The organism is Hymenobacter ruricola, assembly GCF_015694525.1.
GTDB lineage: Bacteria > Bacteroidota > Bacteroidia > Cytophagales > Hymenobacteraceae > Hymenobacter > Hymenobacter ruricola.
Genome location: NZ_JADQDM010000001.1, coordinates 395,595 through 408,649 on the forward strand (window position 1 = coordinate 395,595; position 13,055 = coordinate 408,649).

General features: G+C 64.0%; 12 protein-coding genes. 1 reads left to right on the top strand and 11 read right to left on the bottom strand.

Annotated features, from left to right (window positions below):
- Positions 1-104 precede the first annotated feature (104 nt).
- Positions 105-506, top strand: a complete 402-nt coding sequence (gene tssD, locus I2H31_RS01740) for a type VI secretion system tube protein TssD (protein ID WP_196291278.1) — start codon at positions 105-107, stop codon at positions 504-506.
- A gap of 205 nt (positions 507-711) precedes the next feature.
- On the opposite strand, the gene I2H31_RS01745 is transcribed toward tssD, so the two are convergent.
- The 11 genes from I2H31_RS01745 to I2H31_RS01795 all read right to left on the bottom strand — a co-directional run bounded on the left by I2H31_RS01745 (position 712) and on the right by I2H31_RS01795 (position 12,920).
- A complete protein-coding gene (locus I2H31_RS01745) occupies positions 712-1,509 on the bottom strand; it encodes a hypothetical protein (RefSeq protein ID WP_196291279.1) in 798 nt (265 codons plus the stop codon).
- Between the two features lie 32 nt (positions 1,510-1,541).
- On the bottom strand, positions 1,542-2,069 hold the full coding sequence (locus I2H31_RS01750) for an SMI1/KNR4 family protein (protein WP_196291280.1): 528 nt from the start codon (positions 2,067-2,069) through the stop codon (positions 1,542-1,544).
- A 21-nt stretch (positions 2,070-2,090) separates the two neighbouring features.
- Positions 2,091-2,876, bottom strand: coding sequence for a hypothetical protein (locus I2H31_RS01755; protein ID WP_196291281.1), 786 nt, complete (start codon positions 2,874-2,876; stop codon positions 2,091-2,093).
- Positions 2,877-2,885: 9 nt separating this feature from the next.
- Complete coding sequence (locus I2H31_RS01760; protein WP_196291282.1) at positions 2,886-3,779, bottom strand: YwqG family protein; 894 nt, start codon at positions 3,777-3,779, stop codon at positions 2,886-2,888.
- 32 nt (positions 3,780-3,811) lie between these two features.
- Positions 3,812-4,441 (bottom strand): hypothetical protein, encoded by a 630-nt coding sequence (locus I2H31_RS01765; protein ID WP_196291283.1) that lies wholly within the window; start codon positions 4,439-4,441, stop codon positions 3,812-3,814.
- Entirely contained in the window at positions 4,438-6,981 is a 2,544-nt protein-coding gene (locus tag I2H31_RS01770; protein WP_196291284.1) for a DUF4132 domain-containing protein, read from the bottom strand. Before I2H31_RS01770 ends, I2H31_RS01765 begins: the two co-directional genes overlap by 4 nt.
- A 63-nt stretch (positions 6,982-7,044) precedes the next feature.
- The gene (locus tag I2H31_RS01775; RefSeq protein WP_196291285.1) at positions 7,045-7,440 is read right to left on the bottom strand and encodes a hypothetical protein; all 396 of its coding nucleotides are present in this window, start codon (positions 7,438-7,440) and stop codon (positions 7,045-7,047) included.
- Positions 7,441-8,859: 1,419 nt separating this feature from the next.
- Positions 8,860-10,191 (bottom strand): amidohydrolase family protein, encoded by a 1,332-nt coding sequence (locus I2H31_RS01780; protein WP_196291286.1) that lies wholly within the window; start codon positions 10,189-10,191, stop codon positions 8,860-8,862.
- 418 nt (positions 10,192-10,609) lie between these two features.
- Positions 10,610-10,810 (bottom strand): hypothetical protein, encoded by a 201-nt coding sequence (locus I2H31_RS01785; protein ID WP_196291287.1) that lies wholly within the window; start codon positions 10,808-10,810, stop codon positions 10,610-10,612.
- 48 nt (positions 10,811-10,858) lie between these two features.
- A complete protein-coding gene (locus tag I2H31_RS01790; RefSeq protein ID WP_196291288.1) occupies positions 10,859-11,629 on the bottom strand; it encodes a hypothetical protein in 771 nt (256 codons plus the stop codon).
- Between the two features lie 70 nt (positions 11,630-11,699).
- Positions 11,700-12,920 (bottom strand): OmpA family protein, encoded by a 1,221-nt coding sequence (locus I2H31_RS01795; RefSeq protein ID WP_196291289.1) that lies wholly within the window; start codon positions 12,918-12,920, stop codon positions 11,700-11,702.
- Positions 12,921-13,055: the final 135 nt, after the last annotated feature.

Sequence of the window (13,055 nt, forward strand, 5' to 3'; positions counted from 1 at the left end):
GCGAAAATATTTGTAAGTTGCTGAAACTTACTAGTGGTGTTTATGCCTTCTTACCTCACGCAGTAGCGTGACTCTTTCCATTTTTTCCACAAAACCCCTTTACCATGGCCTCTTTCAGTGCTGTATTTGACGCTGCTGGCAGCGAAGCGTGTGAAGTTGTTAGCTGCAGCTACACCTTCAACCAAACCACCGACGACAAGGGTCGTCCGTCATCCGTTGTGCAGGGCGGCACCATCAAAGTGACCATCGTGTCGACGGACAGCGTAAAGCTCATCAGCTGGATGCTGGACCCTTACAAGCGGGCCGACGGTAAAATCGTGTTCAAGCGCGGTGACCAGGACTCGAAAATGAAGGAAATCGCCTTCAAAGAAGCCTACTGTGTGGGCTATACCGAGAGCTTCGACGCTCGCGGCGGCGAAACCCAGGCCTCGATGGTGTTGAGCTTGGTGATTTCGGCCAACAAGATTGACGTAAACGGCGCTTCCCTCGATAACAAGTGGGTGTAGCGTTGAGCTAATTGATTGGCACAAAAAAGCCCCGCCGGTATTCCGGTGGGGCTTTTTTATTGGCGAGCCAGAAGCCATTAGGATGGTGTAGAGACGCATCCTTGCGTCTCGTCGTTGAACGACTTGCGGTTGAGCAACCATCCAGTCGGTGCGGACGATGAGACGCAAGGATGCGTCTCTACGGCAAATAATCCACTGGCTCAAATCAGCGCGGCAGGTTCAGTTCGGCGTAGCTGACGGGGGCATCGTCGGGAATGTTGCCTTCGGCATCGGTGTGGCGCAGCTGCAGCACGGCGCGGGTGGGGCTGGCCCAGCGGGCTTCGGCGGGCTCCCAGGTGGTGGGCTCGCGCTGCCACAGCAGCCGTGGGCCGGCCGGGTCGATTTGCACCAGGGCCACGGTATTGGCTTGGTCGCCGCCGCTCAGGCCCGGGCTGGTTAGCAGCACATGGCGGCCGTCGGGCGCGGCCACGGGGTCGCCGGGTAGTTCGACGCGGCGGCCGGTGCGCTGGTCCACCAGCACGGTGCCCGACGATTCCCAATACCAGGCGCGCACCACCCACTGATGGGCCGCCGGCAGACTGCCCCAGTAGGCATAGCGCACGGCCGCGCCGTTTTGCAGGGTAAATTCGGCCTCGGGCGTTGAGGTCAGCTTGACCTCAACGCCCTGGACTGGCCGCAGCAAGAGGTCGAGCCCAGCGCGGCGCACCCGGCCCTCGGCGGTGGCCAGATGCTCGGCCGTCGGGTCATTGGGCAGGTCGGGCAGGCTGCTGGCTGGAAGCTGGTTGAAAACTGCGGCATTGGTTGGCTGCAACGCTACTACTGCTCCACCGGGCAAGTGCAGCGTGTCGGCGGGGCCGGCAGTGGTCGCAGCGGCGGGCTTGGGGGCGGGGGCCGCAGGAACCGGCGCTGGCGGGACTGCTTGCTCCGCAGCCGGCGTTTCGGGGCGGCAGGCGGCGCTGGCCAGCAACGCCAGCATTGAGGTGATGCGGGAGAGTTGCTTCACTGATGAAATGATGTATGGGAAGAAAAAACAGGCTACTCCTCGAAGGTGGACTCGTGGACAAGCCCGCGCACGAAGGTTTCAAAATCTGGCGCCAGCGGGGTGATGCGGTAATCGTCTTCTTGGTCAACGTGCACCACGGCCGGTTCGCCCTGCGGGCCGCAGGCGCGGTAGTCGAGCATTACCACGTCGTGCCCGGCCGAGGGGCAGTCGCACACCACCACGCCGATGGGCGGGTAGCCCCATTCATCGAGCATGAACTGGCTGCCCTGCTCGCCGGCCAGCGACACAGATTTGGTGCGCCCAATGCCACAGATGCCGCTGATGGCCACGTGGTCGTCGGCCCAAGAGGTGCCTGTGGTGGTGGGGAAGCAGGTGTTGCGCGGGACGCCGCCGTTGCGCTGCCGCATCAGCGCCACGTAAAACGCGGGCAGGGTGTAGCCCAAGTTGGCTTCGATGGATTGAATCAGCTCATCGGTGGGCGGGGCTTCGGTATAAGCCTTCCAGGCGTAGGCACTGTCGTCCCAAAAAGTGGCGGCGTCGAAATCAGGCTGAATGGACATGTTGTGTTGAAAGTAAAGAGGTCACAGCACAAAGTCGGCGTCAACGAGGCGCACCGCGTGGGGGCCGCGTTCGGGGTAGTCGTCCGGGTAGCGGCCGAGGTGATTGGGCTGCCCGCCGTGGGCGGTCAGGCACGCGGCCACGGCAGTGGCCAGGGCCGCCGGGTCGGTGTAGCGCAGCGGGGCGCCGCCCACGCCCTGGCGGCCGTTGCTGAAAAACACCATCAGGTTGACCTGCTGGCCGATTTCGTGGTCGAAGTAGTAGAGCACATCCAGGCCCGCTTCCTGGCAGAGCTGGTCCAGGGCTTCGATAAACGCTGCTTTGCGGGCCGCTGGCAGGTGGCAATCGAGGCGCAGGGAGCTGGTTTCGGCCCGGTACTTTCTGGGCGCTGAGCCAACGGCTTGCAGGATGCCGCCGTAGTGGAAAGGCGGCGTGGGGTCCTGCGGGGCCGCTAAGCGCAGGAATTGCGCACCGGCGGGTAAAGGTTCGGAGGTAGCGGTGGCCTGCTGCTGGCGCAGCATCTGCTCCAGCTCGCTGGCTACGTGAAAAGCGTAGTCGGACAGCGCGTAGTCGCCCACGGTGAGGCGCAGCAGCAGGCCGTGGGTTTCGGCAAATAAATGCCCTTCCGGGTAGCGGGCGGCCACGGCGCGCACCTGGTCGAGGAGGGCCGCTGGGTTGGGCGCGTGCACGGTCACGGTCAGCTCGGCCGGGCCGTCGGCGTGCCCGCCCAGGCCCGGCCGGAAGATGAAGAAGTCGAAGTGGTAGAGGCCTTCGGGAAAGCCGTAGTACCAGTACACGCCGAGTAGCATGGGACTAATTTAAAAGCATTGCAGCACCGTCCAACCGGCGCTAAAATCGCGGCGGGCCAAGGCGGCGCGGGGCAGGCAGAAGTAGAGGCGGCCCATGTCCTCCCACATCATGTTGGCCTCGGCTTCGTGGCTGTCGAGTTGCAACAGCACCTCCCAATCGGTGGCGGCCTGCTGCCGCCAGGTTTCCACTTCGGCCTCGCTGAAACTCAGCGCTTCCCGGGTTTGCTGCAGGGCCTCGGGGCTGCCGGTGCTGATGCCGCGCGAAACTAGCGCGCACTGCTGGCGAATGGGGCCCTGGATGGCATCGGGCGTGCCAAAGAGGCGGCTGGTGCCGTCGCCGTGGCGGTGCATCAGCCGCCAGAAGGCCTGGCGCTGGTCCTCGGTCACTTCATCCTCAGAGATGTTAAAGTCATCCTCCCACGGGTCAGGCAAGGTCATTTCGGCGGCAAACGTGAGCGGCGCGACTGGAAAAGCGGTGTACGCGTCCATCGACAGGCCTGCGGGCAGCGGGCGCGGGGCCAGCATTGCGGTGGCGTCGTGGTAGAGCACCGCCGCGCGGCCCCGGTCGGCGGGCCTGAAGCCCCAGGGCTGCTCCTGCGCATCGTAGAAAAACGACAGCCACCCGGCGGCGGGCAACGCCGCGGCAGCCGGAAAGGCCGCCAGCTCCGCCAGGTTCAGCTGGGCCAGGAAGCTGAGCGGCCGGCCTTCCCAGGCGGGCCACTCGGCCGCGGCCGGCAGGTCGGGCACGCCGCCCAGGCGGGAGGCGCCCACGGGCAGCGCCGCATCGGGCGCGGCCTGGGGCAGCACCCGGATGCTGGGGCGGCACTGCGGCGCCAACCGCGGCCAGAACGCGCCGAGCCCTTCGGCTTCGACGGCGGCTTGTAAATCGGTGAGTTGGTCCATAGAAAGCGGGGGAGGAGGCAACGGCTCGGGTTTCATTGGGCCAGGCGTTCCCGGAGTCGGGTTAGCAATTCTTCCTTCGACATAAAGCGCTGCCAGAAATTTTCCAGCGGGCCTTCGTTGGTGATGGAAGCGAAGAATTCTTCGTGGTCGGTGCTGAAAACCGTGGGGTTGGCCGGGTTGGGGTCGGACAGGCAAAGGAAATACGTGTCGGGAAACCCGTAGCTGTGCGCCAAGTAGATGAAGTCCGGAGCCGGGTCGGAGACAACCTCGAACACTGGGCTCAAATCAACTTCGTCGGAGTCAGTGAAATAGTCGTTCCATTCGGCGTAGTCAGCCGTGCCGGGGCGAAAGGGCGTGAAGAGGCTGGGGCGGTAAAACACCTGGCCCTGCGGAGCCTCCGTGAGGCGGTAGAAATGGTCGGCCACGCGCTGATAGAAGGCCACCAGGTCGGTGGTCAGCAAGGCGCGATGGGCCTCTACCACTTCGTTGAGCCCCGCGATGGGTTCTGCCTCGGCGGCAGTGGCCCAGGGCGTATCGGTGGGCCGGCGGTAAAGCACGGTGTCGAAGGTGATGGCCTGCAAGTCATCCGCCAACGACTGGCCCTCGACTTGGTCGATGCGCCCTCCCAGCTGCTGCATTTGGGCAAGAACGGTCGGGCTCACAGCTGGCGCAGGATGGTGGAGTCGGTGATTTTGTCGTCGTCCATCAAGAGCAGGGCTTTGCTGAGGATGATGGACAGCACGGCATCGCCCTCGAAGGGCAGGAAAACGTCGCCCGTGCCCAGGGTTTTGCCGGAGCGGTCGGGCACGATGCACAGGTACTGGTCATTGGGTTCCATGAGGATGTTGCCCGAGCCGAGGTGGATTTTGTAGGTGTGGCGGTGGCCCTTCACCACCAAAAAGTTGCCCTTGATTTCGCTCACCTTGCCGATTTTCAGGCGGGGCACCAGCCGTTCCAGGGCGAGCTTGCGCGACTTGGCCACTTCGCTCAAATCGCCGAAGCTGTAGCTTTCCCAGTAGTTGCGGAACTGGGCCAGGCCGCCGTTGTCGCGCCACTGCGGGTCGTTGCCCACCGAGGCCACGCCCACAAACAAGTCCACGTCGCGCATCACTTCGGAGAACACCAGCGGTGGCACTTCGGGCAGCGGCACCGGCACGTCCTGGCGCGTGAAGCGGACCTGGTCGGTGCTCACGTAGTTGTAGATACCCGTGTCGTTCCACTCGCCGTCGGCGTACACCTCGCTCACCCAGTACTCGGCCGTGAGGTGGTGGGTGGGCAGCGGCAAGGTGGCAATTTCGGAGTCGTAGCCCTTGTCGTAGGCGCCCAGCAGGCGGTAGCGCCAGCCGCGCAGCTTGGCCAGGCTGTTAAACTGGTGCTGCTTGAGGATGTGCGCGGCCATGCGGTTGGAGTAGGTGGCGGTGCGCTCCTCGGGCGGCGTGAGCAGGTACACTTCCCGAAAGGCCTGCTTCAGCGGCTGGCGCAACTGGTTGCGCTCCAGCAGCTCGCGCCAGGCCAGCACTTCGCTGGGCTGCGCGAGCAGCGGGTGCCAGAGCTGCACGGCTTCGGCCTGGTCGGCGGGGGTGGGCAGGGGTTGGCCGCGCGCGTTGCGCCAGTCCTCGCGCACCCACAGGGCGTCCTCGTAGGTGCCGTCGGGGTAGTGCAGGCGCCAAATGAGGCGGCGGGCCAGCTCGCTCATCAGCCCGTGATGGAAATAATATTGAGCAAACCAGGGCCACGGCATGCGCCGCTCCTCCACAAAGCCGCGGTCGAGGCGGTCGCGCTGGGTGCTGTAGGTCTGCTGGGCCTGGGTTTGGGCGGCTTTCAGCTCCTTCAGCTCCTCGGCGTGGGTGGCTTTGAGGGCCGCGGGGGCACTTTTGAGGGGCTTGCCGCTTTTCTGCCACTGCGTTTCGGCCTTGCCGTCGGCGAGGGCGAGGGTGGCGGTGTAGTCGCCCAGCTCCTCCACCAGCCGGCCGTTTTCGAGGCCGAAATCCGGCACGGCCATGTCCTCAATCTCGGCCGGACTCACGCCCAGCTTCGCCGATTCCTGGGCGATGTAGCGGGCAATGGTTTCCTGGGTGTTAGTCTGGCGGATTTTGCTGCGCACCCGGGCCAGGGCGGCCACGCCGGGCAGGCCGTTTTGCGAGAGGGCCAGCAGGCAGGCGTTGCCGATGCCGACGGCCAGGGGCCCTTTGCCGGGAATCTTGCGGAAGCACTTGGCCGCCAGCGTGGTCAGCGTCTCCAGCAGCGGCGGGTCGGCCAGCGGCTGCAAAGTCCAGACGAGGCCCTTGGCCACGGTGGCGTTGGCTTCCGTCACGAAGTCCCAGGTGGAGTAATTGTAGGTCGTGCCGTCGCCGTATTCGTGCACGTGCGGGCGCTCGGTCACCGGCGTGTCGGCCAGCAGCTGTAGCCAGGCGCGGCCCTGCTCGCGCACGGCGTCGGGGCCGATGGCGGCCGTGGCGGCGTCCAGCTCCTGCCGCAGCTTGGCGGTTGGCTGGGCGGGGCTGGCTTTTTGCCAGCGTTGTAGCAGGCCCAGCCAGGGGGCGGCACGCGACTCAGTGCGGTCGAGGCCGGCCACAAACTGCGCGAGGGCCTGGCCCAGTGGGTCGCCGTCGGCAAACACCACCACGGGCAGGGCGTCGTCGCCGGCAGACTGGCTCAAAATCTCCTGGGCTTTGAGGCGCACCTTGAGCTGGTCGCCACGTTGCCCGGTGCTTTGGTCGCACACGCGCTGCAGAAAAGTCAGCATGGGCTGGCCCAGGGGTCCGCGCTTGGCCAGCTTGCCGACCTGGCCAAGCGTGAGCAGCAGCGGGAACGGGTACACGTATAATGCAGCGTTGCCCGGCTCTTCCAGATTGATGCCGTAGCTGGCAAACAGGCGCAGGTAGTCGGCCTCGGTGAGGGCGAGGGTGGTGCGCAGCAGGGCCGTCAGCACGTCGGCCAGCACCCAGCGAATGCGGTAGTCGCCGTCGTTGTGCCCCACGCGCTTGATGGCGGCCGTCAGGGCCAGCACCATCCGGCTTTGGTAGGCCGAATCCTGGGCCCGGATGGTCTGGTAGGCGGGCAGGTCGCTGAGCTTGGTGTTGTAGTCTTTGCCAAGCAGTTGGGGCAGCAGCTCGGCCAGTACGGGTTTCATTTCCAGCGCTTCCGGGCTCTCATCGTCCAGAATGGTGGGATTGAACTGGTCTTTTTTGGTGGTGGACATGGCGGGTGGATTGGCAGCGGGAGGGGTGAGCAAAGCCAGAAAGCGGTCGAGCAGTCCCATGCCTCAGCCGCCCACCAGCGGGGTGAGTTTCAGGAAGCTGGCGGTGGCGCCGCTGCCCAGCCACACTTCTTCGTCGAGGCTTTCCACCTGGCGGTCGTTCACGAGCACGAAAAAGCCGTTTTTCTGGAAGGCTTCCAGGGCGCGGTACACCTGCTGCTCGGCGTCGATGAGCTTGTGGGGGCGCAGGCGGAAGCCGCCGTTGAGCGTCTTTTTCGACTCGGTGGGCTGCACCAGGCCCTGAAACACGCCGGTCTGGCGCTCGTTGTAGGCCGTCACTTCGTCGTGCACGCGGCGGGCAATGAGCTCGCGCACGGTGAGCATTTCCTGGCTGATTTCCAGCTCCAGCCGGTGCAGGATGCTGCCGCCGGCGGTTTCGTCGAGAATGGTGAGCAAGGGCATAAGCGGGCGGTTAAAAATAAAGGATGAATAGGGGTCGCGAAGCTGGTTTGAGGCCTCGGATAAGTCTGTATTTCAAGGTTGTACTGGGCAATGAGTTGGAAAGGCAAGTCTAACCGTTTATTTGTCGACCTCGGCCTTGGACCTGGGAGGCGCAGCAAAGCGGCCAGCCCACGTCCCAATGGGAAAACGTGGCGTTGCCAGGCGGGGTTGGTGGTTAGCTGAACAAGGAGGAACTGTATTGGTTCTACGCAGTAAGCACCAGATTCCTACGTAAAAACTCGCATCAAAGCCAGTGCTTTTCCATTATTGGTAGTCGGGCCGCACCCTAGCCAACGCCCTGGCCGAGTTTGAGCGCAGCCTCGAAACCAGCAAGTCGCCGCTCGACGACTGGCGCCTCAACGACAATGAGGCAGCCGTAAGCGCCTCGGCGAAACGGGGCTTTGCGCTCTTCAACGGCAAGGCGGGCTGCGTGCGCTGCCACATCGGGGCCGACTTCAACAACGCGGTTTGTACGGCTGGCGATTATCTAGTCTGATACGGCCTGATATAAGAGAGATAAGTCACAGGTCCCCTGACGGGTCCCCCAGTTATGAGGTATCTAAAAAGGCACCAACACCGCGGTCGATTCCTCATTATATGTCTGATTTATATTAATTTACAATATATACTTTTAGCGTATGAGTGATTCTTTCAATCGAGCTTCCCGGAATGAGATGCCAATCAACCTGCCTAAGCAGGATGCGCGCAGTTAGAAGCTAACCTAATTGGTGGCATGGCTCAGAAAGTATAGTTCATTAAGTTAATCCGCAAAAACCTTCAGAACCCACTTCTTGACTCAGCAAAAAGCGCCTTTTAGCCTGCTTGCTTGGGGTAGGAGAGGGGCGTCAAAAAGGCGCGCCTTTCAGTACTACTTCCTGGCCAGAGCCGGCTGGAATAACTGCCGTTTCGCATAACTGCTGCCCGTTCTGGCTAGGCCCCCTAGGCAGCGCAACGGGCGGCCCCTTTCTTGGCTTTGACTATACACTGCTCAACGACAACCGCGAAGTGGTGGGGCCTTAGGACCACGCCGTGGAATGGATTGTAACGGACTGGGCCCCGAGCCATTGCGCAGGGCCTGAATTACTTTGTCAACGTGGTCAGCCCCGAGTCCATGGCGGCCCTGTCGGCGGAAGCCATGCGCCTGGGCTTGGGAGGGCAACTGCAGATGCGCATGTTTGGCGACGTCGGCGAGGCCAAAGCGTGGCTGCGTGAGGCACAAGAGGCCACCCCCTAGCCCAGGAAACTTGACGCTGTGCGGGTAGGGGTGGCCTCTTGCCTTGCATCCGACTTTTACGAACTATCCAGGCCACCAGCATGGGAGTTCTGCAACAGCCACGGCCGCGGCTTGAACGCACGGTGTTTCGAAAAACGAGCGTTGACCTACTGGCCGTTGCCTTGCGCTCCCTGCGCGGCTTGCCACCGGCCTTGTGCCATGACGCCTTTGATTGTTCGCAGGTTGTGCACACTTTGCAGCGGATTGGCGGACAGGAGCACCAGGTCGGCGCGGTAGCCTACTTTGACGCGGCCTATTTTGGGTACGTGCGGCAGGTGCTTGGCCGTGAACCGGCCGGGCACCAGCGTGGCCGTTCGCAACGCGTCGGCCGGGCTCAGGCCCGCCTCGACTAACAATTCCAGCTCGTTGACCAGAGAATAGCCGGGAAAGCAGCCGGGAATGAGCGGCGAATCGGTACCAGCCACCAGGGGCACGCCGGCGGCGTGCAATGCGCGGGTGAGTTGTTGCAAGAACGGGTACATGGGCACCAGCGGCGCGCCCGTCCGGTGAATGTAGTGGTTCTCGTGCGTCCAGAACTGCAGGATTGGAGGACTCACGCGGCTTTCCGCATGGCCGGCCTGTTTCAGCAAGCCGGCAAACCGGAGGCTGTCTCCCCATTGGGTGAGAAGGGCGTGGAACGTCGATAAGTTGGGGCAGACAAAGGCCCCGGATTGTTTGGTGAAAGCCACCGCGGCCGGGATTTTGCGGGCGTCCAGGCTGTCTTTGAAAACGGTGTAGAGGTATTCTTCGCCGTGGGCCACCATGGCCATCCCTTTCGAGAGGATGTGCTCCATGCCCGGCTCGCGGACGCCGTGGCCCACCACCGGCAGCCCGTAGGCCTTGGCCACGCGCATGAGTTCGTCAAACGCGGGGGTGGACAACCCGTTGTAAGCCTTGAGCAAATCGTAGCGCTGGTGCACGATGCGGACCAGCGCCGCGTCCACCTCGGCCGGCGAATGCACCACGTAGCTGTATACCCGGCCTTGCCAATCCGACGGCGCCGCATCCAGCAAGGCGGCCGCGTAAATCGTGGGGCCGGCCACTTTTCCTTGCTTGACTTGCTCCCGCAACGCGAGCACTTCGGGCGGCTGGCCCAGGCTGAACACCGTGGTCACGCCGTTGCGCAAGTAGTGCCCCAGGTCGGCCTGGTAGAACACATGCGTGTGGCAATCGATAAGGCCGGGCGCGAGGTACTGGCCCCTGGCCGAAATCACCCGCACCCCGGGCGGCGGGGTGCGGCCGGCCGGGCGATGGGGCTGAACGGACAAAATGCGCCCGTTGCCCACCAGCACGTCCCGGTTGGGCAGCACGGTTCCCGTTTCCACGTCCACCACGTTCACCTGCCGAAACAACGTCCGGGCCGGGGCGCGGTTCACTTCGGCCCCGCGAAGGGGGGTGGGAGGGCGTTGGCCGGAGTGGGCCTGCAGGTGGACGAACAACGAAAAGAGGCTGCAAAGACAGGTTAATAGCCCTATTTTTCTCAAAAATGACATGACGAACGGCGGGAAAAAGGTCGGATACTGACACCGGGCAACGGCAACCCGTCCGGCGCGTGTCGCCAGGCGTTGGCGAGCCGAACAAAAGTCCGGACCCGCCGCCGGGTGCCCAATGCCAGCCAACGCCAAGTGCGAATTAGAAGCCCTGAACTGGCTAAAATCGCGTCGTAACTACTGCTGACAGCACGCGAAGTACAGGCGCCCGCTACGCGGTAGGCCCGGCAGAGTGCTGAGACGGAAACCGGCTCGAATTACACGCATTCTATTTCATCTCAACGGAAGCTGTTGTCTTGATGCCCGTTCAGCTCGCCGAGGTCAGGCAACGGAGGGCAATATCCTCCTGATTGCCAGTGCGACAATCTCAGCTTGGGGACTGCAAGGCGGCGCCCCGCGGCCGGACGGGTTGCCGGTGTACTCGCCGCACGCGGCGGCCGTTGAGCATGTAGGAATATTTCTGGCGCTGGCGGGCCGAGGGGCGGCCAATGCCCAGCAAGCGGTAAGCGTTGGCCGCAGGGGCGTCGAGCAGCAGCACGGCCAGTAACAAAAAGCAAAGGGTACGCATGAAAAGAGGTGCAGAAAGCAGGTAGCAGATTAGAAAAAAAGGCAGGCGTTAGAAGCGGCCGCTCAGGCCCAGCTTGAGGTAGCTGGTGTCGTTGCCAAGCTCGGCGAAGGCCCCGATTTTATCGGAGAAGAAATAGCGGGCCCCGATGAAGCTGCTCACCTCGGCCTGGCTGCCGCTCGAAGTGCTGCTGGTGTTGAGGCCCGCGGCGGCGCTGTAGTTATCGGAGTAGGACACCACGCGCAGGCCCAGGCCGAGGCCGGCGTAAGCATCCAGCCGCGGGTTGTGGAAGCCGTAATGGAAGGCGCCGCGGGCGCCCACGTAGATGTTGCGCCAGGTGGCGCTTTCGCCGCCGTCTTTCCAGGTGATGCTCTTGTAGCCCACCGCGCCGCCCACGCTGATGGCGCCGGGGCCGGCATTGCCCACGCCGTACATGTAGCTCAGGCTCAGGGCGGGCGTCTGGGTGGTGTTGCCGCCGGTGGTATAGTTGTAGCCCAGGCCGAAGCCCACGCCTAGGTTGAGCGCGCTGGAACCCTTGCCGAACGAGCGGTCCGAAACGGTTTTCATCGACAGGGTTTTACCCAGCGGCTCCTGGCTGCTCGCCCGCTCAGCCTCAACCGGGCCAGACGAGGAGGTGGCCGCCACCGCCGGCGCCGGCTTGACAACCGGTTTGGGAGCAGGCGCGGCGGGGCGTTCCACAGGGGTTTTGGCCGGAGTGCGCGGGAGCGGCCGGGCGGTAGAGCGGGCCCCGGGGCGAGTTTGCGCGTGGGCGCTGCCGGCCACCAGCGCGGCCGCGAGAGCGAAAGTGAGAACTTTTTGCATGACAGAAAAAAGGAAGTAGTGAGAGGAAAGACTGAGTTGGAGGAATGGCAATGGGAAGCAGTCGGGGCGGCTACAGCTTCACGAACTCGACGCGGCGGTTCTGGGCTTTGGCGCTAGCGGTGTGGCTGGCATCGAGGGGCTTGGTTTCGCCCATGCCTAGGGTGCTGAGACGGTCGGGGGCGATGCCGGCTTGCAGGAAGGCGGCGCGCACGGCCTCGGCTCGGGCCTGCGAAAGCCGGAGGTTGGCGCCGGCCTCGCCGTCGGCATCGGTGTGGCCTTCGATGCGGAAGCGCAGCGTGGGCTGGCTTTGCAGCAGGTCGATAAACTGGCGGAGGGCCGGTTGGGAGGCGGGCTTGATGACGGCCTGGCCGGGGTCGAACAAAATGTCGTGCGTCACCAGGCGGCCCTCGGCGGCGAGGCGGGCGTAGAGGTCGGTGCCGCCGGCGGCCAGCCGCACGTTGCGCAGCAGCACCGGCGTGGTGCTGCGCGAGGCCTGCCGGGCGCCAATGGTGAGCGCCGTGGGCCGGCCGCTCACGTTGGGCACGTTCAGCAGGCGGTTCTGGTCGAGGTAGGCCTTGAGGCTGCGCTGGTTGAAGGCCAGCGCCAGGTGGCACCAGCGGCCGGCGCGCACCGCCGGGGCCCCGGTCAGGGCCAGGCCCAGGTGCTGGTTGGGAATGCTGATTTCGCGCTGTGAAACGTCGAGCCAGTCAAGGGTTCCGTTCCCCGGTTGGTGGCCCTGGCGCTCGTCCCACAGCCAGAGGCGGCAGCGGTCATCAGGCCCCAGGAAAACGTCCATTTCGAGCGTGAAAACCGCGGGCAGGTAGCTGGCCTGCTTGAACAGCGGGTTGATGTTCGCGTTGTTGTCCAGCCGAATAACCGTTTGCCCGTTGGCCGTAGCCACTTCGGCGCTGCCTTTGCCCAAGTCCCAGCGCGAAGGAAACTCGCCCACTTTCTCGTTTGTCAACCGGTCTTCAAACAGCACCTGCGCGCCGGGCACAAAATCGTAACGGGTGGTGGCGCGGCCATTCTCCGCGGCTGGGGCATCGGCGCTGGCGGGCGCCGGAGCAGCCGCCGGGTCGGCCGGTTTGCCGGCGCTGCTTTTCGCGGCGGCTGTGGCGGTGCGCTCGGTCTGGTCGAGACCTTGGTTGATGGCCTGGTCGGTGCGCTGGCTGAGGCGGTTGCTCACGGCGCTTTCCAGCCGGTGGCCGAGGTTAGGCAAACGGAATTGGGCGTGGGCGGCGGGCGCGGCCAGCAAGCCCAGCCCTAGCAGGGAGGCAAGGAGGAATTTCATGAATGCAGAAAAAAGATGGGGAGGAAAGCGGCGCCTCACGCGGCGCTGGGCCTGAAAGAAGGCTATCAACCACTTAAATAACAGCATGTAGGCGCCACGCGGCAGGCCGCTACTAAGACGGCACAACAAGCAAGG